At 58.3% G+C, this 22,374-nt stretch carries 17 protein-coding genes; all 17 read right to left on the bottom strand.

Annotation, left to right across the window (positions count from 1 at the left end; all coding sequences use genetic code 11):
• Positions 1 to 825 precede the first annotated feature (825 nt).
• The 17 genes from LAO76_21855 to LAO76_21775 all read right to left on the bottom strand — a co-directional run bounded on the left by LAO76_21855 (position 826) and on the right by LAO76_21775 (position 22,298).
• A complete protein-coding gene (locus LAO76_21855; protein MBZ5493571.1) occupies positions 826 to 3,096 on the bottom strand; it encodes a DUF4157 domain-containing protein in 2,271 nt (756 codons plus the stop codon).
• A 175-nt stretch (positions 3,097 to 3,271) separates the two neighbouring features.
• Complete coding sequence (locus LAO76_21850; protein ID MBZ5493570.1) at positions 3,272 to 4,378, bottom strand: hypothetical protein; 1,107 nt, start codon at positions 4,376 to 4,378, stop codon at positions 3,272 to 3,274.
• A gap of 12 nt (positions 4,379 to 4,390) precedes the next feature.
• Positions 4,391 to 8,689, bottom strand: coding sequence for a DUF6519 domain-containing protein (locus LAO76_21845; protein MBZ5493569.1), 4,299 nt, complete (start codon positions 8,687 to 8,689; stop codon positions 4,391 to 4,393).
• Positions 8,686 to 11,328, bottom strand: a complete 2,643-nt coding sequence (locus tag LAO76_21840; protein ID MBZ5493568.1) for a YmfQ family protein — start codon at positions 11,326 to 11,328, stop codon at positions 8,686 to 8,688. The genes LAO76_21845 and LAO76_21840 overlap by 4 nt, the downstream gene beginning before the upstream one ends.
• Positions 11,325 to 14,159: a putative baseplate assembly protein gene (locus LAO76_21835; protein MBZ5493567.1), complete on the bottom strand. Its 2,835-nt coding sequence runs from the start codon at positions 14,157 to 14,159 to the stop codon at positions 11,325 to 11,327. The genes LAO76_21840 and LAO76_21835 overlap by 4 nt, the downstream gene beginning before the upstream one ends.
• Positions 14,159 to 15,991 carry a hypothetical protein gene (locus LAO76_21830; GenBank protein MBZ5493566.1) on the bottom strand — a complete coding sequence of 611 codons (1,833 nt, stop codon included), beginning with the start codon at positions 15,989 to 15,991 and terminating at the stop codon, positions 14,159 to 14,161. The genes LAO76_21835 and LAO76_21830 overlap by 1 nt, the downstream gene beginning before the upstream one ends.
• Positions 15,981 to 16,373 carry a GPW/gp25 family protein gene (locus LAO76_21825; protein MBZ5493565.1) on the bottom strand — a complete coding sequence of 131 codons (393 nt, stop codon included), beginning with the start codon at positions 16,371 to 16,373 and terminating at the stop codon, positions 15,981 to 15,983. Before LAO76_21825 ends, LAO76_21830 begins: the two co-directional genes overlap by 11 nt.
• Positions 16,370 to 16,651, bottom strand: coding sequence for a hypothetical protein (locus LAO76_21820; GenBank protein ID MBZ5493564.1), 282 nt, complete (start codon positions 16,649 to 16,651; stop codon positions 16,370 to 16,372). Before LAO76_21820 ends, LAO76_21825 begins: the two co-directional genes overlap by 4 nt.
• Positions 16,652 to 16,996, bottom strand: coding sequence for a hypothetical protein (locus LAO76_21815; protein ID MBZ5493563.1), 345 nt, complete (start codon positions 16,994 to 16,996; stop codon positions 16,652 to 16,654). It abuts the gene before it with no gap.
• Positions 16,996 to 17,886: a phage baseplate assembly protein V gene (locus LAO76_21810; protein ID MBZ5493562.1), complete on the bottom strand. Its 891-nt coding sequence runs from the start codon at positions 17,884 to 17,886 to the stop codon at positions 16,996 to 16,998. The genes LAO76_21815 and LAO76_21810 overlap by 1 nt, the downstream gene beginning before the upstream one ends.
• Before the next feature lie 76 nt (positions 17,887 to 17,962).
• A complete protein-coding gene (locus tag LAO76_21805; GenBank protein ID MBZ5493561.1) occupies positions 17,963 to 19,201 on the bottom strand; it encodes a hypothetical protein in 1,239 nt (412 codons plus the stop codon).
• 81 nt (positions 19,202 to 19,282) lie between these two features.
• Positions 19,283 to 19,564: a LysM peptidoglycan-binding domain-containing protein gene (locus LAO76_21800; GenBank protein MBZ5493560.1), complete on the bottom strand. Its 282-nt coding sequence runs from the start codon at positions 19,562 to 19,564 to the stop codon at positions 19,283 to 19,285.
• On the bottom strand, positions 19,551 to 20,225 hold the full coding sequence (locus tag LAO76_21795; GenBank protein ID MBZ5493559.1) for a hypothetical protein: 675 nt from the start codon (positions 20,223 to 20,225) through the stop codon (positions 19,551 to 19,553). Before LAO76_21795 ends, LAO76_21800 begins: the two co-directional genes overlap by 14 nt.
• Before the next feature lie 52 nt (positions 20,226 to 20,277).
• Positions 20,278 to 20,415 (bottom strand): hypothetical protein, encoded by a 138-nt coding sequence (locus tag LAO76_21790; protein MBZ5493558.1) that lies wholly within the window; start codon positions 20,413 to 20,415, stop codon positions 20,278 to 20,280.
• 59 nt (positions 20,416 to 20,474) lie between these two features.
• Positions 20,475 to 20,627, bottom strand: coding sequence for a hypothetical protein (locus LAO76_21785; protein MBZ5493557.1), 153 nt, complete (start codon positions 20,625 to 20,627; stop codon positions 20,475 to 20,477).
• Positions 20,628 to 20,663: 36 nt separating this feature from the next.
• Positions 20,664 to 21,191: a hypothetical protein gene (locus LAO76_21780; GenBank protein MBZ5493556.1), complete on the bottom strand. Its 528-nt coding sequence runs from the start codon at positions 21,189 to 21,191 to the stop codon at positions 20,664 to 20,666.
• Positions 21,192 to 21,194: 3 nt separating this feature from the next.
• Complete coding sequence (locus LAO76_21775; GenBank protein ID MBZ5493555.1) at positions 21,195 to 22,298, bottom strand: hypothetical protein; 1,104 nt, start codon at positions 22,296 to 22,298, stop codon at positions 21,195 to 21,197.
• Positions 22,299 to 22,374 lie beyond the last annotated feature (76 nt).

Genomic DNA, 22,374 nt, shown 5'->3' with positions numbered 1-22,374 from the left:
TCCGCAACCGCGTCCGCTTCGCGCTCGAATCGGTCCCCTGGCCTGTTGACCGCAAGCGGTGCGTAATTCGCAGTGGGCCCCACCGCGGGCTTATCCTGATAAACTCTTGCTCCACCCAGGTCATGGTCCTGCCGGGAGTCAAAGAAGCGCCGCAATGAAGGCGGCAATTGTGAATGCACATTGTTATTTCCTGGAGACGGCGCAGCGCTCCCGTTGTCCCCAGCTTCACCGACGCCACCCATGCCGGGGGACTCGATGGAAGCAGGCGCTCCGTTTTGCGAGCCTGCGGGATGGACAGCGGGAGCATTTCGGGTGGGAATTTGTGGCTTTGCCATGGTCGCCGGCTTTGCGACAACCGCGCCATGGCTGGACACTTCATTCTCTTGGTTTGCCCCTGCCGGCGCCCGCTTCGAAGCGGGACCAGCACTGATCATGCGCTGTACCGCGCGTTGCGTCGCCTGGTTGCCAGCCGTGCGCTGAAGATGCAGCATCGCCTCTTGCCAACCTGAGGTTTGCGGCACCGCGGTCGAGCGCGTCGCAGGTTCAATCAGCGGCTGCCGTGGTTCTTCAGTTCGGATTTGATCTTTAGTCTTCACGTTTCACAATCAGCAGGTACTCGCCGGACCATAGCCACTGCAACCACTAGCGCTAAAACATCTCCAACGCATTCTTCCCGCTGGGTGTAATAAATCCACGCCGACTTCTGGAAACGGGTGAAATGCACTTCAGGAACAAATTTTCTTTCCATTGACATCAATTGCTTTCTTAGCGTCCTCTGCGGTGGAAAAGGCTTTTTGGTTGTTGCCTTGCACCATACCTCCATGGTTACGGTATCTGCCTCGGTGTTCCCTCAGGCGTTTCCGGCGACAGCGTTGAAGGCGCAGCCACGTAATGGCAGTCGCCATGCGCCGTTCCGGATTCGGTATCGCACTCCGCCGTGTTGTCCATGGACCTTGTCTCGCTTTGTATTGCCGCGTGGTCCACAGGCCCAAAATCATTCCGATGCTCAGCGGCCCGCGCAAATCGGTTGCAGTCAGACTCGCTCAGCGTACTATGATCGGTTCCCGTAACCTCGCTGCCCTCCAAAAAGATCGCCCCATAGCGGAACAGCCGGAAAATCCTCTCCCACGGACGGGCGCGGGTCCCCGCGCGATGAGCAAGAAAATCATCGACCGCCGCCTGTACTTCCGGACGCGCTGGATCGTTGGCATCGAGCCCGAACAACTCCATCCTGAGATCTGGTGTCATGCGCCGATCGGAGAAGAGCCCGCGGAACTGCCTTTCGAGATCGGGATTTCTGATCTCTGCTCCGGAGAGCAGCAGCGTTTCCAATTCCGCGGGCATGATTCCTGCATCCGTGACAATCTCGTCAAGCTGGCTTGAGCGCACGGGTCTGGGCCGGCTGCCCAGCAATTCACCCCTGCCTGGCGTCTCCGCGGGAATCACAGCGCTCTGCAGGCCCTGGCTGTCAAGATAGGTCCGCAGAAGCTGCGCGGTGGCGCCCGCGCGATGTTCCGAAAGCGGCTGGTTGTGCTGCACTGCAGCTTCCGGCGAAGCATAGCCTTCGATGGAGGTGATGCGATATCCCCTCCGGATCAGCGCGGCAATCTCTTCAAAATTCCTCTGGTTCGCGGACTGCAAATAAGGCTCTTCCGTGGGACGATCAGACCGGTCGAGAGCATAGTAGTAGCGAAGCTCCCGGGTGCGCGGGTCCCGGTGTGGATGATCTTCCTGGCAATCGTAAGTAAGCCGCCTGGGGCAGACGCACTGCGAGCATGTCTGGTGAATGGTTGGAACGTCGTCGCGACTGCTGATCGTGCCCTGGACTGAATTGCCAAGCCGGGGATCGCCGATCGTCCCTTGCGCTCCGATGCAGAAAGGCCAACCCGGCGGACAGATTCTGCCGCTCATCTGCGCCTGATCGCGCGCCGTGCCCGGTGCCGGATCAAGCAACCGGCGGTATTCGCCACTCGCCGTGAAGGCCCAGCCCCGGGTCTCGATCGTCACTGTTGCTCCGCCTCCGGCCGCCCCGCCCGGCTGGTCGTTCGCGCCCAGTCCGTAAAGATCAACGCGGCCTGAAGTCCGGTCACCACGCATGCTCAGCGAACCGCCGGCGCGTCCTGTGCCTTGCGGGAGCTCAGGTATCTGCAGCGACTGGCTTGCGTTGGAATCGTATCGTCCAAAGAAAGTCCACGTGCGGCTTCCGGTGCATCGCCGGTACGCGAGGGCCAGTTCATCAATATCAGGGTTGTAATAAAACGCGTCGCGCGTCTCATCCACGCGCCGGCATGGGCAGATCGCAATTCGCCGAGTGATTGTCCTGCTCCCTCCGTCCGGCAGGCTCTCGGTCGCCGGGCGAGCTTCGCGGATGCCCTGCGGCGTTGTGTAAACGCGACGAAGCACCGGAGCGCCCGGCGTCAGGCGCATCAGCGGACCGGATCCCGCCATACCTTGCATTACCGCTGCGGCAGCCGCGTCGGCTTCGTGCTCTGCCGCATCGTCGGTTGAACCCACCGCAACTTTGCTTTGCAGAGCCGTGCCTCCTGCGCTCTGCTGCACCACATGGGCCAGTTCGTGCGCCAGAAGTCTCTGCCCACCTTCTCGCCGGGGACCATACTGCCCTGCGCCGAACACCACATTGTTGCCGACTGTGTAGGCCAGCGCGTTCACAGCCCGCGCCGATTCTGCCGCACGGCTGTCTGTATGAATACGTACCGCACTGAAGTCGTGCCCGAATCGCGACTCCATGAAATTGCGCGTTTCTCCATCGAGCGTATTTCCCGCTGATCGCAGAACATTGTGGACGATAGGCGGAGCTTCGCCCGCGCCGGAAATCCCTGGCGAAGCTTCAGCGCGCTGCAGTTTTTTCTTCGCGCACTCTGCGCACGGCGTCTGCTCATCTTCACAAGCGCACTTGCGCCGCAGCGTGCCCGGGGGTTTCGAAGATGCAAGTAACCGCAGCGTATTCTGATTTCCGACCGAGCGTTGCAGGCGCAACAATGCACTCTGCCAGGCAGGCACGGCGGATTGCGGCTGCGGAGCCACGCGCTGTGCGGGCTCGCTTCTCTCTGGAGCACCCTGTTGGGTGTCTTTCATTGTCGGTTCTCTCTCACCAGTGAAAGATCAGTCTGTTCTTTCACATCTCCGCCATCGCAGCGCTGAAACACAGTCAACCCAAATCGCCGCATATTGAAAGCCTGAATCGTCCACCCGATGGGCACGATCTTCAGATCACCCAATCATTCGGTCTTTAAATGCGCTGCCGATTTCTCTACCCATTCGGCCTCTGCAATTTCTTCACCGCGTCCTCCAGTGCTGAAAGGCGTTGTGGTGAAATCTGCGCAACGAGGTCTGAATGCGCCTTGGTGACGGTGGCTACGTCATTCTGCAGCTTGGTGATCGTCGCATCTTTGGCTGCTGAGTCGCTCTGGACTTTTGCCAACTGCGCCTGCAACGTATCGACCAACGCGGCTTTCTGCTGTAGCGCCGTGAGCGTATCAGTCTGCTGCTTCTGCGCAACCTGGAGCGCATCAATATCCTTGGTGCGTCCTTCCAGAGTGAGCACCTCGCCTTGCAGAGAAGTCAAATCCGCGGACAACTTAATGGTATCCACGGCCGCCGGCGCCGCAGCCCTCTGTATCTGGTAGGACTTCACAATGCCGTCCTGCTGATACAGAACGACGTTATCTCCGGGCTTGAGCGTCCGGCTGAGCGAAGTCACGTTGCCCAATGTTCCCAGCCCGGGTTGATAAGGCTGCACCGTGGATCTAATCTGCTGCTGGTCAAGCCGGCGTTGCGCGGTTTGCGAATCTTGATTTACCACGTCGGTGTTTCGCACCGGCGCAGGCTTCAGCGGCTTCAGCACGGCATTCTTGGCCGCCGACGTCAGCGAGGCCTTCAGCAGAGAGCCTACCGAACTGACGCGAGAGCGTCCTTCCTGAAACACGCCGCGAAAATCCGACTGGTGTAGAAAATCGATGCCCTGAAAGACTTGCGCCACCGTGAGGTGGTCTGTAAGCGCAGCCTGCGGCTGATCAGGATGCACCTGCAGCGCCGTGGGTCCCTTGTATTTGAACAGGTCAGGGATGTCAGGCTGGCCACTGATGGCCAGCGATTGCTGGCCCTGAAAAACCCGAAGCGTCGCCGGCACCACACCGGTAGAACCACCGGCAGGCGCACCCACGGCAGTCACCGGGCCCTGCGGCACATCCGCCACGGCGGCAACATCGAACTGCCCCTGGGCATCAGTCAGGCCGGAGCCCAGTATCAGATGAGCAGCCGCCGCAGAGTTCCATACCTCCACGCGCAGGCCCGCGATGCCTTTCTTGGTCTGCGTATCGGAGACCGATCCAAAGACTCTGAATGTACGTGTTGGCACGTTACTCTCTCCTTAAGGAATCACAACCTTGCAGCAGAAATCCGCAACCACTTGTTTCAGGATGGGAATAATGGGTATCGCCGACAGCCAATATTCCATCAGCCGTTCTGATTGCACATAACGCCGCTTGGTGAAATTACAGATCTTGTAAACTTCCGGATTGCCGGTTTTGGGATCTATCCTGATTTCAATGCTGCCCAGGTAAAGTTTGTCGTCGCGGTGGCAATCCGGGCAATCTACCAGGAAGTGCTCGCAGAAGCAGTCCTTCAGGTACTGGCCGAACACCTTGGTCAGGTCGGTAAACGCATGGATCATCTGCGTGCGGTACTGGCTGAGCGTGATTGGCGGCTCTACCGTGTAAGCCGGCGGCCCCGCAAATACAGCGGTCAGGTCAATGGTGCTCACGGTGGAACTCAAAATGTTGAGCACATACATCTCGTTGCGCGCCGAATTGCCCACAATATCAATAGGAATGATCTGCACCGGAATGCGGAACGTCGCGTCGATCACCGGGGCATTCTGGGTTATGTCGATCCGTTGCACCTTGTGGTCGCTGGCCACCGAGAGCAGCATCCAATGCTTGTCGTTGGTCGGCGCGATCCTGACGATCGAATTGGTTTTCAGGTCCACAGTCGAAAGGGGCGCGGCATTGGCGATTGCGAACCGGAACATCCCTTTGTTCACGCCGTTGTTTGCCGTGATGTTGACCGTTGTGCCCACCACTGCGATATCGTTTGCGCTGTCATCGCCGGAGCAGGTGTAAGTGATGAGGGGTGGCGTGCCTACTGCTGAAAGCTTGATCAGCCTGCATCGATTGAACAGCGAGGTCACCGTGGGAAGGGCGGCCACACTGTTTTCGGCCACGATTGCCGCGTCATTATCATTTGAAATCTCCATCATGCCTGTAGCGTAAAAGCCCACGTCGATCGGCGGCACAGCGGGAATCGCGCCTGGATTGAGAATGCAGAGACCGTGCCCCAGAGCGATGGCATACAGCTTGCCCGCATGCGCCGCCACTGTGCTGGTGCCCAGTGTCACGAACTGCATATCGCAGACCACATTGGTTGTGCCCCAGGTGTGCGCGTTGGTAGTCAGGTTGATAGCGGCGTTGGCAAAGATCGAATCCTGCCCGCTAATGACGGCGACCGCGTAGAGCGTGAGACCGTCGTTGGAAAACGCCACATCCTTCACTTCCGTATTAGTTCCGCCGGGGAAATCCAGTGAAGCCACAAGCTGTTTCGTCGTGATGTCGTATACGTTGATCTTGGATCCGTATCCGCAGGTATAGACCAGCTTGCCCGCCGGATGCAGCCGCATGCGCCGATGAAAATAAAAGAACCCGAAGGCCGTATCAATTCCCGGTGCGGGCGCTACGTACGGATACGCCGGAAACGTGGTGAGTTTGTCGAACTCTGCGCACATCGTCTTGCTGGCCAGCAGGTCATGCAGCTTAATGTAAAAGTCGTGCAGCAGCTTGTCTTCTGTTGGCGATAGAAAAACATACTGCCCGGTAAGCGGCTGGACTAACTGCCATAGCAGATTCAGAAAGCTGATAAGCAACTTCTGCTGCTGGATCACGGGGATGGTCGTGGATCCGAATGGCAAGAAACTTGTCTTGAACAACGTGATGATGCTCTTGATGCAGTCGTTAAAGAAATCTTCCAGCAGTGTGCCTTGCAGCACCTTTTGCCAGAAGCTCTGCGCGGTGGCGATCTCAAGGTGCAGGTTCGCAGATTCCCCCGCGCCGCGCGTCATGCTCAGCCATACCTCGCCATTGCCGGCATTATCAATGGCGCCAATCTTTTTGGCTTCGTCAATCAGATTGTAAAAAATGGGGCTGGTTACGCGGATGACATTCCCTTCGCATTCCAGCGCATAGCCGCTTTCCACGGTGACCATGGTACGGTCAGGATTGCAATGCACCTGCAAGCCACACACCACGCCGGAGCCATGCAGATATTTATTGTGATCGGCAATGCCGCCTAAATCGGTGTTGCAGATCGCATCCAGCGCCTGCTGCACGTTGGTGGCCCCGCTCATGATGTTGCATGTACCGGGATCATACGCCACGTCAGTGGCTTTGAGCTTGGTGAGCGTATCAAAACGCGGACGCACGTCACTGACTACCACAATCTGGTTCGCGCCACCCATGTTGCGGGATATCTGCGCCAGCGGAAAATAGCGGTGCAGAATGCCATGTGGCGGCTGTTCCACCAGCCTTTCCACGCTGCGGTCGACCACGCGCGTGGCAAATACCCAATAGTCGCCGGGCATCATGTCCTGCCCGCCAAATTCAATCACGACTCCGTCCGCCAGCACGATATCGCCGGCAATGGCAGACAACACACCATTCCAGCGGCGGATGCTTGCGTGATACGCCAGACGATGCGCTCTCGCCAGTCCGGCATGGAACTGCGGCTCGGGCGAGCCCGCATCCTGCCATGAGATTCTGCGGTCGGGCAGGCTGATAGAAGAAATTTTGCGCAGTTCGCCGCGCTCGTGCTTCTTGTGCGTGGCCGTATCTTCATACGGCCCAGTGGCAAGATCAGAGAGATCGTTGGAAATCTCAATTAGATCGCCGACGCTGTAGAGTTCCGGCTTTTCCACGATCACCGAAAAATCGCCGGCAGCCGCGTTGGCAATCAGTGCGGTAGCCACCGATCCGTTTTCGCGCGACCATTTAAACAACGCCGTATTAGGATCGCTATCCGGCCCGATGCCGCCGAATTTCTGTATCTCGATCCGGAACAGCCGGTTCTCTTCACCCAGAAACGTACCAGCTATGGCCGGCTCACAAGGGTCGGCGCAGGCATCAACCACCGCGTCCGCTTTGTCCTTGGTGGTTAGTACTCCCTTGCCGAACTGCGGCAATGCGTCAAAGTCAGCTAACGGCGCCTGGGCCGGGGTGGGACCTGCGGCCACTTCGGCGCCTTTCAGTATCCTGACCTGGGCAATCAGCCGGGTACGGGTGCATGTATCCGGGCCTTCCAGGGCGATTTCCCGTATGTCCGCATCTTCTATATATGTGATTGGGCGTTCCCAAAGGTCGAGATAGGCCAAATCGACCCGTTGTTTGCCTGCGGCCGGAGGGGCCATTGGCAAGGGGGTGGCTTCCGGCAGGTCCACCTGGGTGAAATAGGTTTCGTTGCTTTCCTTGATCGCGGCCAGACCGTCGCCGTAAAAGCGCCCTGCGCCTTCGGCGGTTCCATCGCCGCCCATGATCACCAGGTTGTCTTTAAGATCTGATTCCAGCAGGACCGGCGCAATATGATACTCGGTCGCAGGTGTAAGCCCTCCCCACTGGATTGACTTTACCTTTGTCTTGTCGATTCCAATCACCGACGAAATAGGGAACGTTGTGGTGCGCCACGCGCCAACATCATTGTTCGCGCCGCCCGCCAGCACTACTTTTGTATTACTGGCGTCAGTGAGTGTGACGTTGAACGAAGGCGCTGGCGCAGCCGGTTTGCCCACGGCCACAATCAATTGGCGCGCGTGACTCAGATCTTTCACCACCGGCAACTCATAGCTGATGGCCGTAACCTTGGTCACCTGCAGCACTACGTTGTGGTAATGACGATCGCTATCATTGATGGTCAACTGCGCTGTATCGCCCGGATTCACCGTCGGCGTGAAGGGCGCGGTGGAAACTACCTGCACTAGTGCCTGACGAATAGGACTATCAATCTTGATGAAATCAATCTGATAGCTTTTGGCCGAGACAGTAATGAATCCGTAGGAATCGATCTTGGTAAGATCGACTACCGGAGCCGTTGGATTGGCTCCAGTCATATCACCGCGGAAGATGCGCCAGCCGTCGATATCGCCAGGATCGCGGGTGATGGTAAGCAGGCCGCGCGTTGCGCCCTGCCCCAGAAAGAACGTGCATTCGTTATCTGCGAATGAACCCTTGGCGGCGAATATCACTTCTTTCCATTGCGAAAGGTCGCGCGGAGCCTTGAGTTTGTGCACCAGTGCGGACGCCCCGCTCAAAGCCAAACTTCCGGTACCAGTCTTGAAGTCGAAGTAATTTACGTGAACATCGGGATCGGGGTCGCCTACGTTGGCCTTTTCCGCAAGCCAGCGCTCGCGGACATCCATGGCGTCAAGCAAAATACGGTCATCCACGCGGAACCCGTGATTGGGACTGCCGGTGCGCACCACGTCTTCGGTTTGTCTCTGCAAGAGGCGCAACGAGAGCTCTGCCTGCTCATTCCAGTCGGAATCGAGCTGCACCCGGCCCATTTGCAGAAACACTCCCAGGGAGTGCTTCCATTCCTTCAGCGGTAGTTTCGATATATCTGTTTTCATATCCCTTTCACTCCCACGAAACGAGTTCGCGGCATGGCCCGCATCGGAACGGGCTTGAGCCCCGCCGGCAGGTATTCGCGTAATTTCAACATCACGTTCTGTTCACGCCATGGAATGCCCGCGGCGTACCATACGCCCATCTCTCCGCCTTCTTCGCCGCCGCGCCGCAAGGCTGCCGGAGTGTTCACGCTCAGGCCCAGATAAGCCGGATGCCCAAACTGAAACGAGGAGAAAATCGGCAGCAGGGTGGTGCAATGGAACAACCGCACCCCGGTGACTTCCCGGGGATATCGCGTATAGCGGAAACAACTATTGGCAGCGTCGCCGAGCGTGACCTGCCCGAACAGAATGGAGTTCGAGGCCATCAGCGCCGGCGCCAGCGTATCGCCCACCACCGTTACGTGCTCCACCGAAAGCGCGGTCGTCGCCATATCGAGCGCAGTTGCGCCGATGGTGTTCTGGATCGCGGTATCGGTCAATGCAGATGAAGCCACATTGGCGGAAGTCTTCACCGGTCCGGTGATGACCTGATCGATTTCCAGCGTGCCGCCCGGGTTCTTCGGCTGGCAATCAATACTGGTCGAAGCGGGATCGAGCGAGCAGAAACGCAGCTTCACTTTCGGCACATCGCCCCGCACCGTGACCTTGCCGCCGGCCAGCGTCAGGCCATCAAGGATGAAGCTGGCGCCGCTAATGGCATTCCCTATCTGCAGCACGTCGCCGCCCGGCGAAATCACGACCGGGGTTTCCAGGGCGCGTGCCTGGATCACTAGACCGCCGGGAAAATTGTTTTTAACCACCAGCGATTCGTTGTAAGTGTGGCTATCCTGAATCTCAATCACCACCGGCGACGGCGAATTGCCGGGAGCGGCGTTGAGCGCAGCTTGAATGGTGCGGAACGGAGCATCATTGGTCTGCGATACCTGCAACGTAGGCGCGAGCAGCGGGTCGCGGAAATATGGCCCGGCGCCCACTTGTCCCGTGAGCGCATAGCGATAATTCACGGTGACACGACCCGTAGGCTCTTCGCCCGCTGGAAAAACAAAGCGCCCGCGCTCTGGATCAACCGCCACTTCTCCGGGTGCCAAAGGTTTTTGCAGCGCATGGTCCCAGCAGCAGAGCTGCCGCTCAACAATCTTGCGATGAGCCACCGGGCGAACGCCTGCTCGCGGCCTCACTTGCGCCAGCGCTTTGCGCGCGAGGTGGCGCGGCAGATAGGCTCCGAAGAAAGCCGAATTGGGATTCAGATCAATGTCGCCCGGATCATGCGTGTTGCGCGCAAAATATGTACTGCCATCGTTCGCCACGTAGAGATGCATCGACTGGCCCACGCCGATTCCCGCCACCGCCGGCAGGAACACCAGCAACGCTTCTCCGGTGGAGTTGCGCAGAATCACTTCACATTCAGGGAAGTTCGGGTCTGCCCCGGTTCGCTCGATGCGCAGCAGCATGGTGCTCTGGTCGAGTTCCGGCAGCGAAGGGTCATACAGAAAGCCTTTGGTATACGCCATGCCCGGCGTATCAATACTTGCCTGCACCGGAAATGCGCCCAGCGCGGGCGGCTGCACGTAGTTGTTGATGAATGGTCCCGCGGGCACGATGGGAATGGGATCCTGGAAATGGTTCCCTTGCGCGTCGATCCTGTCGACAGACATCTGCCGCAGCCGGATGGCATTGATGCGGAACGGCTTGGCCGCGAACAAGCCGGGATCGGCCACCACTATGCCGCTCACCTGCGCCAGTTCTGCAAAATCGCTGCTTGGTTCCACTGAAGCGTTGATCACATCCGGCGCGGGCTCGCACAACAGGATGCCATCTTCATAAATTCCGAAGCCCGCGTCCGTACCCCAGTAAGGCTCAGGGTGATCGTGAAAGTCACGCCCACGGATGGGCAGATCATTGGCGTGGGCCAGGCAGATGTCCGCCGGATTGGAGAGGTCAATCCCGCCTGCGCAACTGGCCGGTTTGTCTCCACCGGCGTAAAGAATCTGATTGCGCTTGAGGGGCGAGAAATAATAACGGCGCGCGTCTTCACGCGAAGGGTCAATTCCCGCCACCGGCTGTGAGGCCATCATCCACAGCCAGAAACCCACGTTGGAAATTTGATATGCTCCCACCACGCCATCGATCGGACGGATATCAACCACGCGGCAGCTTGGATCCATGGGCGTGCCGATTTTCGCCACGCTCGATGCATCGCTCAGGTTGACCGTCCAATGCGCGCGCGGGCGGAGATGATTCAGATTCTGGCTCCAGATCAGTTCCTGGAACATTTCCGCGGCCAGCGCGCCCCAGTCGCCGATCTGCGCCGCAATGTCTTCAAGCCCTGCCAGCGTTCCCTTTTCACGCCGCCAGCGGATAGTGTTCTTCACGTCAGCGCGGTTGCGAGCGCCCTCATTGAAGAGCACAGTAGTGCCCACAAGGTCGCCGATATATGGAATCACCCATTCCTGACAGGAGTCGATGAAGAAATCCTGCTGCAACTGATCGATGTTGGCGCGGAGCCGCGCCAGTTCATGGCCAAACATTTCCACGAACTTCTTCAACTCTCCCTGGCTGTCTCGGCTGCGGTAAAGCTGCGGCAATAGTTGATAGATCAGCTCTTCGTAGTGCGATTCAAGCTGGCTCAGGTTGCTCATGCCAAACCTCCCACCAACGTGATAGCCAGCGTACCGATGCTGATATCGGTGGCGTCACCGCCGGTCGCGACTCCGTCCGGCGGCATCCTGAGGACGTCGTTCACCAGATTTGCACTGCCCCTGCTCCCTTGCTTCCGGAACTCCGTCACGATCAGAAAATCCACGCCAGCCAGCGATTCCACCAGCGCGTACACGTCGCTCAAGTAAAGGTCTTCGCCCAGGCCGCGCTTATCGAAGTTGAAATAGCCCATGCTCCCGTCTTCGGCGAGCCCGGTACTCAGCGCCTTCTGAATGCTCACGCCGGTCTCCGCTCGGAGGAAGGTCGGCCGTATATGCGCTTCCAGCGCCAGCCTCACCGCGACCGGCGTGTAATCCCGAATTATCACGAGTTGGTCAGGAGAGCTGCGCGCCTGCAGATAGGCTGTCAATGAGTCGCGCATCTCCAAATTCAGAGGCAGGCCCCCCGTTGTGGCCACTACCAGATCGATCAGTGGTCTTCCGTCTTTGCGCACATGCCGCGCGTTTGCCTTATCAATGCCCGGGTAAGCGAGTGCGAGTTCTTTGAAATCCTGCACAGTCACAGCGCGGTCGAGTGTGCGCACCGTTACCGGAGCCATCTGCCGCGTGACCTCAATGGTCTGCGCATCCGCGCCGCCATTGCCGGCAACCGGATTACGGCTCGATTGCACAAATGGCAGGGGCGCCGCCAAGACTGAGAGAGCGTTGGCCGGCAGATTGCCCGCCGCGCCCAATCCCGTGCGATAACGAACGCTGATGTTATTCGTGCCCGTAGGAAAAGCCGCGCCGTGTTTGCCGTCGCCGCCCATGAATGACATCTTCTGGTCTTCGTCGATCTGCACCATCACGTGATGGTCGCCCGGACCGCTTTCAGCCAGGCTCGGCACTTCCAGCCACTCCTCATCACCCACGAACACCTGCAGCGTGTCACTCACTCCGGTCGCGCCCTGCGCGTCATGCACATATGTTGTTGGTTTCTGGTGCAGTGTGAACGTCTGGTTGGGCTGTGACTGGTCGCCGCTGCCCAGTGGGCTTTCAATGACCGTTGCACCCTGTGTTACCAGGGCGACGTTGCCCAGCACCGCGGTACCCGAAAGCGGAAAACTGTTCTGCAACGGCTCTTCAAGATCGACATGGGTGTAATGCGGATGCAGTTGCACATTGGAAATGCGCGCGCCTTCGCTGATCCCGCTGTACTCTAGAATCAGCCGCCGTCCCGGAGCAAGCCCCTTCACCTGGCCATCGAGTGAAATGCTGGAAACCCCCGCGGCCATGCTGGCCGTGGATTTGTTATAGCCATCAACATGCATCTGCAATTCGAACGGCCCGTGAACCACGGTGTTCGCCACATTGAAATGGTGATTGACCTTGGCGGCCAGGGTGAGAACGGTCCTTTGTTGAGCATCGACCTCAACTGCAGACAGTTTGCGCACGATCGTGAACTCGCCATCGCTGATCACTACCTGCTGCCCCACAGCCAGATCGTCATAGGTCTTGTCGAGCACCAGCGTGTGGACGGTTGGCTTAAGCCGCACCGGCGAAACAGTCGTGAAATGCTGCCCATGGCTTCCCGTTTCCGCGTCAGGCAGAATCACGCGGAACACCTGCGCACCATTGGGAAAGCCCTGCAGCAGCGGGTCAGTGATGGTGAATTGAGACCAGCTGACGCTCGACACTTGTGTAAGAAAAGCGTTGGCGTTGTCACGTAGGATGATGGAGTCGCCCACCGCCAACCCTGAGGGGTGGTGATTTATAACCGTGTCCCCTGGGTGCAGCTGCCCCGAGTGCAGCATCAGTTCCCTGGCAGAATAGATGGTGGTTTGCGAGCGCCGTAATTGCAGATTGAACGTAGGGGCCCAGAAAACAACATTGTTATTCAAATGCAGAATGTTAGTAGCCTGCCTGAACCCCTCGCTGATGAAGACCGCCGGATGATGGTGGTGATGATGATGGTGAAAAACGTGTGGCGTTTCGACCGCAACTGAATTCTGTCCGGAAGAGATCTCATCGGCGCGCGCGCTGGCGGCCAGCTTCATTTGTTGCTTAGGCTTGCCCAGGATTACCACACGGGCCAGCGGCAGATTTCGGTTGGCTGGCAGTTCCCCTGGTTTCCAGCGAATACGCCGCTTGCCGCTTTCGTCTTCCACCGCCAGCAGCCGCAAGGCCTCAGAGTTTCTGCCCGGACAAGTCACCACTACAAACTGACCGGATTTCAACCCTGAGTACGGCTGATCAAGCAGCACAGTCGATTCCGCGGGTGCGCCGAATTCACTCAGTACCAAGTCTGAAACGTTATAGCCTTTCAAGAAAAGCTGATTCAGGTCGGCACTGGCGTCGAGGTCTTCAGACGTTTCAAACGTCAGGGCCTGAGCACCAGGCGCCGGTTTGTTCTTGATTTTGAAGCCCGCGGGGATGGTGCCTGACTTGCCGGGTTTTAGAAAAAATGCCTGCAGCGCGCTGGCGCTCGCGCCCGGCGGAATGCGGTAGTCAATGAGCTCGCACAATTCAATGAGCGAGGCCTGCAGCGTGGCGGTGCGCAGAAACGATTCGTTGGCCTTGCAGTTCTGGTAGAAGCCCAGCACGTCGGCCATGTACGAGAACATCTCAATGAAGGCGACGCCAAAATCCTGCGGACCCGTCTTATCGGCGAGCATGCGGTTCCAGTTGGGAAACGCTTCTTCCAGATGCTGCAACAGCTTGAAACGCAGGCTGCTGTAGTCATCGGCCCGGTAGAGCAGAGATTTCTGGTAGGCGGGATTCTGAGCGGTCACCGGCTCCGCATCATGCTTATCGATACTGGGGAGATTGAGCATCAGCCTTCCTTCCCTCCGCACATGTGCAGAAACAGAACTCCGTTTTCAGGATGCGCAGGATCATTGTCACAACGCGCGATTTCCAGCGTTCCCACATCGATCACTCCAGTTGCCTTCTCGTCGGGATAACGGTCGCCCAGCCTCTTGAAACGAGCTACAGTGATGTAAAGCACGCCCTGCACAGCCAGTACGGTGGAGTAGAGATCGCTCAACCGCACCGGTTGCCCGAAATCAAAGCGCGCGGGCGCGAAGAAGCCCTGCGGCCCGGTGGCCTGCTGTACTTCAGCGCGCACCTGCCTCACGAAATATTCCGGCTTCACATGCACCACAAGTGAAATGTTGATGGGCGCATAACGCGCGTCTTCCACCTGAACGTCGTAGCCCGTGAGCCGTTTCTGTTCGAGCGCAGCCTCCAACGCCTGGCGGCGCGTAGGGACATCAGCTAGCGAATGGCGGTCGGCAAAATCCACGCTCACGACCACGGTGTTCCAGCTTCCAGTCCAGACGAACTGCGCTTTTGCGTGAAGTGGCTGCACGATGCTCGCTCCCCACGGAACTCCGCGCAACAACGCGTCAGCATAATCCTGCGGCGTGACGGCGCGGTTCTGCTGGTTCAGGGTTCGTGGTCCAGTGAGCCGGGCTTCCGCAAGATCTTCAGGTTCGGCGGCACCAAAACTCGCCAGCGGGTTGGCGTTCTTGTCATTCACGACATCAAGCTTGTTGAATTCCGTAAGCGCGCCTGGCGCCACCATGCCCGCGGAACCGATGCCGCTGCGATAGCGCGCGACGATGGGTGCACCAGCTTCCGGACGGCGCCCGTTCAGGCCGTCGCCAAAGTGGATGGTGAGAAAGCCCTGATTATCTTGGGTCTTGGTGTAATGGAAATCAGTGGGACCGCTGCCGATAAAATCTTCCACCAGTTGCCACACTTTGCCTGACACTGTGACTTGCAGCGTGGTCTGCGGCGTTCCACTGGCATCAGCCACGTAGGTCAGCGGGCCAAAGTCGAACTCAATCTGCTGGTTGGGCTGGCCAGAGCCGGTGCTGCTCTGCTCATGACTCTCGCCATGGCTGGTCATCAGCCCGTTGCCATTGATGTGCGTGGACGGTTTGTCATACTGGCCCTTGAGCGGCGCACTGAAATTGATCGTCGTGACGTGGGTAATGTGGTTGACGCTCACCGGGTCCACCAATTGCGCCCACTCACCATCGCTGGCGGATTGCAGCCAGATCCAGAGTCCAGGCGTCAGGAACAGATCAAACTCCCCTTCCAGCTCCGCCTGCGTGCTGCCTGAGGCCACATTGGAATGCAGCAGAACATCATTCAGTTGCGGATAGATCACACGCTCTTCAATAACTTCAAAAACCACCGCGGCCTGTGTTGCGGTGCTTTTGGTTGACACCGGGAAACCCAGGCTGATGGCGCGCGTGGCGGTTGTGTTGACCTTAATCAGTGCTTTGGCCGCCAACCCCGGAAATAGCTGGTGGTCAATCAAGGCGAGCAAGCGCCGCACCGATTCATACTGTCCCGCAGTGCGCAGATAGCCTTCGTTAGCAACGCGATCCTGGTAATAACTGAGCTGGTCGCCAAGGAATGCGAACAACTCAAGCAGCGCCATACCCAGGTCGGCTTCAGTGCGCGTTTGCCAGCCCGGCAACCGCGTGGGCAGCATGTCGAGCATGCCGCGAAGAAAACTGTCATAGTCCTTTGCCAGGTAGTCGATGCTTAGCGCCTGCTGAGGAATCGCATCCTGGAGAGGAGGCGCAGCAGGAGGCCGGCAATCGACGAGATCGCACTGCGGCTTGCCATCAAAGATCAGACTAGGCGCCACCCAGCACCTCCGATGGCAGCAGTTCGAACGTCGCCCGCTGCTGCTGCGTATCTTTTGTCTTGGTGTACACAATGGTGACGATCAGCTTCTCTTCGTCATTCACGACATCAACCGCATTGATCAGCACCTGGTTGCCCATGTATGTCTGCAGGGCTTTCGCCACTTTGAATTCCGTGGCCGCCGCCAGCACCGCATTGTTTCCGGCAAATACCAAGTCACGGGCTCCGCAGCCGAAATCGGGAAGCATCACTCGTTCGCCCGGAGAGGTAAACAGAATTTGTTCAAGCCGCTCACGGATGTGCTGGTCTTCATCGACCGCCGCCACCGAGCCATCAGGCGCAAGGCCAAAGGGAAAGTCCAGATATGTGCTGTCGATGCTCATTTCACTACTCCCGTCAGCGTCTTGGCCGTTGCCGGCACATTACCCGCGCCCGGTCCCAGCGCCGAAGCCGCAATGTCGAGTTCCATGTTGGTCTTCATGTAATTGATCAAACCCGTGGCAATCGCCACAAAACTGTTCCGCCGATCTTTGGTCGTGGCGCTGTCCTCCTTATCGAGGTTGATCACCTTGGCGGCCACCATAGCATCTTCAATGGCGCGCGCCAGGCTCGACGCCTCGATCCACTGGCTGCTGCCGTCAATGCTTCCCGGCGACATCATTTAGGGACACCCCGGCAGTGACGGAAGCGCCGGCAATTGCGGCAACGATGGCAGCGACGGCAACGGCGGAATGGGAATCGGTATCACCAGTTGCGGCAACGGCAGCGATGGCAGTGAGATGCTCAATGACGGAAGCGCCGGCAGTTGCGGCAGCGATGGCAGCGACGGCAGCGGCGGAATGGGAATCGGTATCACCAGTTGCGGCAGCGGCAACGACGGCAGCGCAATATTCAACGACGGCAGCGACGGCAGTTGTGGCAACGATGGCAGCGACGGCAGTGGTGGTATGGGAATCGGTATCACCAGTTGCGGCAGCGGCAGCGATGGCAGTTGACAAAGGCTCATTACTTCACCTTCACGCATTGTGAAATTGCCGGGTTCATGGGTGACGACAGCGGCATGGGTACGGGAATCGGCGGGCCCGTCGGCGCACCCGGCGCAGTCGTCGGATGCATGTGCGCATCGAACATGGCCGCAAATGTCTTGCCCAGAATCGCCGGTTCCAATGCGCCTTCGCCCAGGGAAACCGTCTGGCTGCGTATATGAACGTTCTTGGCGATCACCTGCACCGCGTCTTTCGCCAGATCGACAATCGAGCCGTCTTTGCTGGTGACGGTAACGCCCGTGCTGGTCATGGAAACGTTGTTGCCTTTCTCATCGACAAGACTGGCTTCGCCCGCATCCGCATTCAGGTAGAGATAGGATCCTTTCTTGTTCACCACAGTCACGCTGCCTTTTTCATCCAGGTTGACCATGGCGCCATCTTTGTGCTGGATCGTGATGCTTTCTTTGCCACTGATGTCGCAGAACTCCATCACGTGTCCGCTGGTCGTCTTGAACACACGCCGCATTGGCTCCAAGTCGTTCGTCGTTCCGGCCATGTCCTGCGCTTCTGTGGGAACCTGGGTTGTGTCTCCGGGACTGGTCCAGAATGTCCCCACCCAGATCGGCTGGTCGAGGTTCCCTTCTTCAAATTCCACCCAGACGTTCGCGCCCACGTCTGGAATAACAAAGAAACCCTGCTCGCTCATGCCTCCACAAGGTACGCAGGGAGTCGCCCAATCAGTCACCGACTCATCGTCGCTGGTCAGCGGGTCATCCACCATAACGCTCGGCACTGAGATCCTCAGGCGTCCCATTTTGTCCGGATCTTTGTTGTCAATCACGATGCCCCGATACTTTCCAAAGTACTGTTGTTCCGCGCGAGCCGCCATTTGTGCCACTGCTTCCTGCATCCCTGTTCCCTCCTGCTTTGCCGCTGCTTTTGCTGATCTTTGTCTTTCTACTCCCGCACTTTCCCGGCGGGCATTGTTAGCCGGGTGCTACCTGGCTGCCGCTTTCCCGCACCGTTACCACATCGGTATCGGGCGGGTCCGCCGTTACGGCCAGCGGCAACGCCGCGCTGCTTGGATCTTCAATCGCTGAGGCATCTCCCGGCGCCAGCTCTCCCATGCGATTGCGGCACGCTTCAAACTGAACGCGATAGGTCTTGGGTGTAAACGTGTGGACAACTTTGCGCACGTAGTAATCACCCGTAAACATGCTGCCGAAGCCGAAAATTGTCACAGTCTTGTGGGTGCGCAGAATCGCCCCGTAGCGCAGCCCGTTCATGGTGCCCGTAGCTCTCAACAGGCAGCTTGATCGCCTCATCACGCCGTTGAGATATGCCTGCATCTCAGAGGCGCTGCCCACAGGAGGGCGCCGTGCCACCACCGTTGTTGGCGGTACCGGGCTTGAGTCGCTGCGACCAGCCGTAGCATCGGTGCTGCCCATGGGCGGCTCCCCTGTGTCATCCGGCGTTGCTGGCGGCGGCGAGACTCTTTCGCCCGTGTGCGGATCAAGTCTGCTTCCAGCGGCCCGCACCGGTGTTGTGCCGTTCACAAAAATCTGCAGGTCATCGCAGTTTGTCTTGTCGCCGAAATTAGAAGCGATGGCCTTCTGCGGTGCGCCTTGCAGATTGGGAGTGCGGAAGTACGCTGTTGCTCCCATCACATAAAACTCGTATCCCCGCCGGCGCGCCAACTCCCGCAAAAACTGCAAATCGCTGTGCCTTTGCACCACGCTGCGTGGCGTGGAACCACCCGCGCTGGGCGGGTTAGGTTCAATGACCGCGGTCAGACTGTATGGCGCTCCTGTGATGATCTCCGTAGCGATGTCTTCATAAGTTTTGCCCGGCGGCCACGTCTTGCACCGTTGCTTCAATCCCATCACGTAGGACACATCCACCACCGTGAATGTGGCTTTCAGCGTGCCGTCGGATGGCGTGGTGGCCACATGGATATGTGAGATATATCCATCGATCAGGACATCTTTGTGCTTGCCCACAGTCACCGTTACCGTTACCCGGTTCCACAGTCCCTTCTCCGCTTCTTCCAGATGCGGCCAGCTTCCGTCATCATTACGGCAGAGCGACACCACCAGATTGAAGTGTGAACCTTCCCCAATCTGCTCCGTAATCACAAACTGCTCCGCGCAGTTGTACAGTTGCGGATCTTCAACTCCGTTGAACCGTACTGACACGCCGAATAGTCTGTCTGCTGAAGATGGCATTTACTCATTCCCTGTGAACTTGCTGCCTCTGCTTTCTTTTGCCTTAATACTTGTCTCTCTTCTCCGCTGTTCCGATTCCGCTTATCCCTGGTTCGGCGGAATAGTCAAAACCTGTCCCGGCTTCAGCAGATCGTCCGGATACATCAGGTCCGGATTCGCGTCGCAGATCAGCCACCACTTTCTCGGGCTGCGGTAGAACTGCTGGGCCAGCAGGTCGAGCCGGTCGCCCGCTTTCACCGTGTATTGAAAGCTGCCCGTTAGGTCGAGCGTGGCGCGCGTGCGCTTCACTTTCACGCTTCGTCCCTGGGCGTCTATCACCGTGTATTCCTTTACCTTCAGGTATCTCGACTCAGAAAAGAACACTTGAGAAATCTCCTATGTGCTCCAGGTTGCTCAGGGCCAGCAGCATGCGGGCGGCGTGAGTGTACAGATATGGCGGGTTGAACCCTTCCAGCACTTTCAACTGCACCGCCACGCTTGCGCGTTTGGGATTGAGATCAGGAAAATATTCCTGCTCAGTAATCTGTAAGCTGGTCATCACCACCGGCAGCACCCGCTTGCGTCCCCAGATAAAAAGCAGAATCGGAATCACCTTGGCCTGCGCCGCCCCAAACTGATCTGTGGTGCCCAGCAAGTTGCCGATGGGCAGTCCGAACAACTGGTCCGTCTTGGGATAAATCATCAGCTCCAGCACGGAAAGCTGCGGCCCGATGCCGAAGTTCTGCGTCAGCCCATCGCCACTGTCAAGATCTTCCGTGGCGTCAAGCTGCAGCGTGAGGCTGATGTTTTCTTCAGTCACGGAGACCTGCGACAGGCATGAACGCGCCATGGCCTCGCTGCCGTCGCGGCATCCGCTGCCATCGCTGCCGGTGCCGCCTGCTCCGGGCGACTGATATGTCGCTGTGCGCCCGCGGGTGAGCGTTTCAGGATTAAATTGAAACGCAAACAACAGCGGCGGCAGGCTCAGCCCATATTCAACAAACGCGCCCCGCAACAGCTTCGGACGTATCGGGAAACTTCCCATCGCTATGGTTCTCCAGGGCAGCCACAAAGGCTGCCGAATTCACTTCGCTGACTCATTCACCCAGCAACTCCGCCAGTCGCCGGATTACCTGCTGGGCCATCGCCTGCCCTGCCAGCGGATCATCGCCTTCCGGCAGTTCAACCGTGAGTTCGTCGATCTCAATTTCATCCTCATTTGCATCATCGTTCATGTAGATCTCCACTCAACTGATATCGGCACATCGTTGAAGTTGATGATCCGGCCACTCAGTCAAACCGTCTTGGGCCTACCCGGACGAACGGAACTCACCGATCCCGCGGCCCGCTCCAGCTCTTTCTGGAACACGCTGACCGTCTGCGCCGCCGACGTCTGCTGTTCCTGCCTCTGTACCAGAACGTTCATCTTGTTGATCGAAATTTTCACAATATCCTCGCAAAACCGGTTGTCACGATCTCTAAATCAATCCCTGATAAACAGTGCTGCCAACAGTCCTTCCAGCAGATCTCCAGTCAGGGTCAGAAAGTTGTTTCCGTCCGGCGCCACCAGGCTGTTGGTGGTTTTGCCACGCATCAGGATTCCTCGTGTCAGCATGTCGGCAAATATCTGTTCGCCCGGATCGGACGTGATGCTGTACGGCAGTCCATCCGTGGTAATCCTGATCACTCCGAACTGGTCAGGTGCAATCGATTCCAGGAAAGGGGTAAACGTTATCTTTTCGGCTGCGCCGTTCAGCGTTGACTGCACCGTTGTAATCGTCTTGTTCAGTGAAGCAAACGTATGGTTGGTGAAATTATCTGTAGCCGGTGTATGTGTGATTGAAAGATGCCCTTCTGTTCCAACGCTGGAATCCACCAGAGCAGCGAAGGCGGCATCAAGCAGCGGCCATTGCACTACGATGAATGCGTCTCGATCCGCCCTCTTCTGCTGGGTAGCGGACGCCTGGCTGGCCCTGCGCGCTGCCTCTTCTTGGAATAAATCGCTCAGCATCGCTTAATCAAACGCCATGTAATGGCGCTCCCATGGGTTGAACAGCGGTTGCCCGGCAGCCGCCGGAGCTTGTTGCGGCTGGGCCGACGGTGCGGAAGACGGCGTCTGTGTGGTGGCCATCGCCGGTCTTTGCACCGTAATACGCAGGTTTCCTATATGGACGCGCCGGCCTACGCCAGCCTGTTGTTGTGGTGACGCACGATCATTCAACCGCTCCAGCAGCGCTCGCTGGCTCCTGTCACTTCGCGGCTGAGATTCCGGCATCGCCGACTGTATGTTTCCGATCGGAATATTGCCCGCACCCGCACCCATTGGCGTCCGCGCAAACGCTATCGGCATGGCAGCCGGGATAACCGCGGACGCAGAGAAACTTTCACTCGATGTCAAGGTTCCACCTGGTTCCGTGCCTGCCTCAACAGCCGCCGAGATCGCCGATCCCACGGACACCGCCAACGGCATGATTGGCTCGCCCGGCAATGATGTTCCCCCGGTCCCTGATGCGGTGGACATGGATGAGATTTCCGTTTGGATCGTAAGGTGCTTCTGCACGAGCACACGCGGCGGCAATGGCACTGCATCAGAAAAATCACTTCGCAAGCTGTCGCTGCCGGTTGACAGATTCGCGCCCTCAAGTTCGGGTCCGCCCGCCGATTTGATTTCTTTCCTATCCGCAGGTTCCGCGTACCGCGCATTCACCGGAATCGACGGCTGTCCCATGGGCGAGCTGACTGCAGCATTTGGTTGATTGGTTTGCGCTGCAGAAGTAAGCTGCGGCTGCTGTTGATTCGTCGATTGACTTACGGACGTGGACGGAACTCCCGTAGTACCCGTCGCGGCCCTCTGCAGCAGGCTGGGTGCTGCCGGCATTTCCTTGGCTGGCAATTGCACACTGCCTTCAACTTCGTCATTCATGCCAGTCACTTCATTGCCGGGCTCTGGCATCACCACCACGCCGGGCGTGCCCGAGGGCCGCTGTTCCGCCGGGTGCGCCCGATGCGCCGTGAACAAGCCAAGCCATGGCTCCTGCATCTGCCGCACGCGTCCTGCATTGGGCGACGTATGCAGCGGCATTCCGTTATGTTCGAAATAAGATGGTTCCCGGCTCATTACCTATCAATTCCCCTGTAACTGTTCGAGCTTGCTGGCCAGCAAGGCCAGATAGCGCCGCCTCTTGGAGCGCGGC

This window comes from Terriglobia bacterium (assembly GCA_020072645.1).
Taxonomy (GTDB): domain Bacteria; phylum Acidobacteriota; class Terriglobia; order Terriglobales; family Acidobacteriaceae; genus Angelobacter.
This window is presented reverse-complemented; position numbering and strand designations above follow the sequence as displayed.

Coding starts and splice junctions, on each gene's coding strand:
- LAO76_21795 (MBZ5493559.1), bottom strand. CDS start 20,225: ATGGGAAGTTTCCCGATACGTCCGAAGCTGTTGCGGGGCGCGTTTGTT.
- LAO76_21840 (MBZ5493568.1), bottom strand. CDS start 11,328: ATGAGCAACCTGAGCCAGCTTGAATCGCACTACGAAGAGCTGATCTAT.
- LAO76_21815 (MBZ5493563.1), bottom strand. CDS start 16,996: ATGAGCCTTTGTCAACTGCCATCGCTGCCGCTGCCGCAACTGGTGATA.
- LAO76_21790 (MBZ5493558.1), bottom strand. CDS start 20,415: ATGAACGATGATGCAAATGAGGATGAAATTGAGATCGACGAACTCACG.
- LAO76_21835 (MBZ5493567.1), bottom strand. CDS start 14,159: ATGCTCAATCTCCCCAGTATCGATAAGCATGATGCGGAGCCGGTGACC.
- LAO76_21780 (MBZ5493556.1), bottom strand. CDS start 21,191: ATGCTGAGCGATTTATTCCAAGAAGAGGCAGCGCGCAGGGCCAGCCAG.
- LAO76_21775 (MBZ5493555.1), bottom strand. CDS start 22,298: ATGAGCCGGGAACCATCTTATTTCGAACATAACGGAATGCCGCTGCAT.
- LAO76_21825 (MBZ5493565.1), bottom strand. CDS start 16,373: ATGAGCATCGACAGCACATATCTGGACTTTCCCTTTGGCCTTGCGCCT.
- LAO76_21810 (MBZ5493562.1), bottom strand. CDS start 17,886: ATGCAGGAAGCAGTGGCACAAATGGCGGCTCGCGCGGAACAACAGTAC.
- LAO76_21855 (MBZ5493571.1), bottom strand. CDS start 3,096: ATGAAAGACACCCAACAGGGTGCTCCAGAGAGAAGCGAGCCCGCACAG.
- LAO76_21845 (MBZ5493569.1), bottom strand. CDS start 8,689: ATGAAAACAGATATATCGAAACTACCGCTGAAGGAATGGAAGCACTCC.
- LAO76_21805 (MBZ5493561.1), bottom strand. CDS start 19,201: ATGCCATCTTCAGCAGACAGACTATTCGGCGTGTCAGTACGGTTCAAC.
- LAO76_21820 (MBZ5493564.1), bottom strand. CDS start 16,651: ATGATGTCGCCGGGAAGCATTGACGGCAGCAGCCAGTGGATCGAGGCG.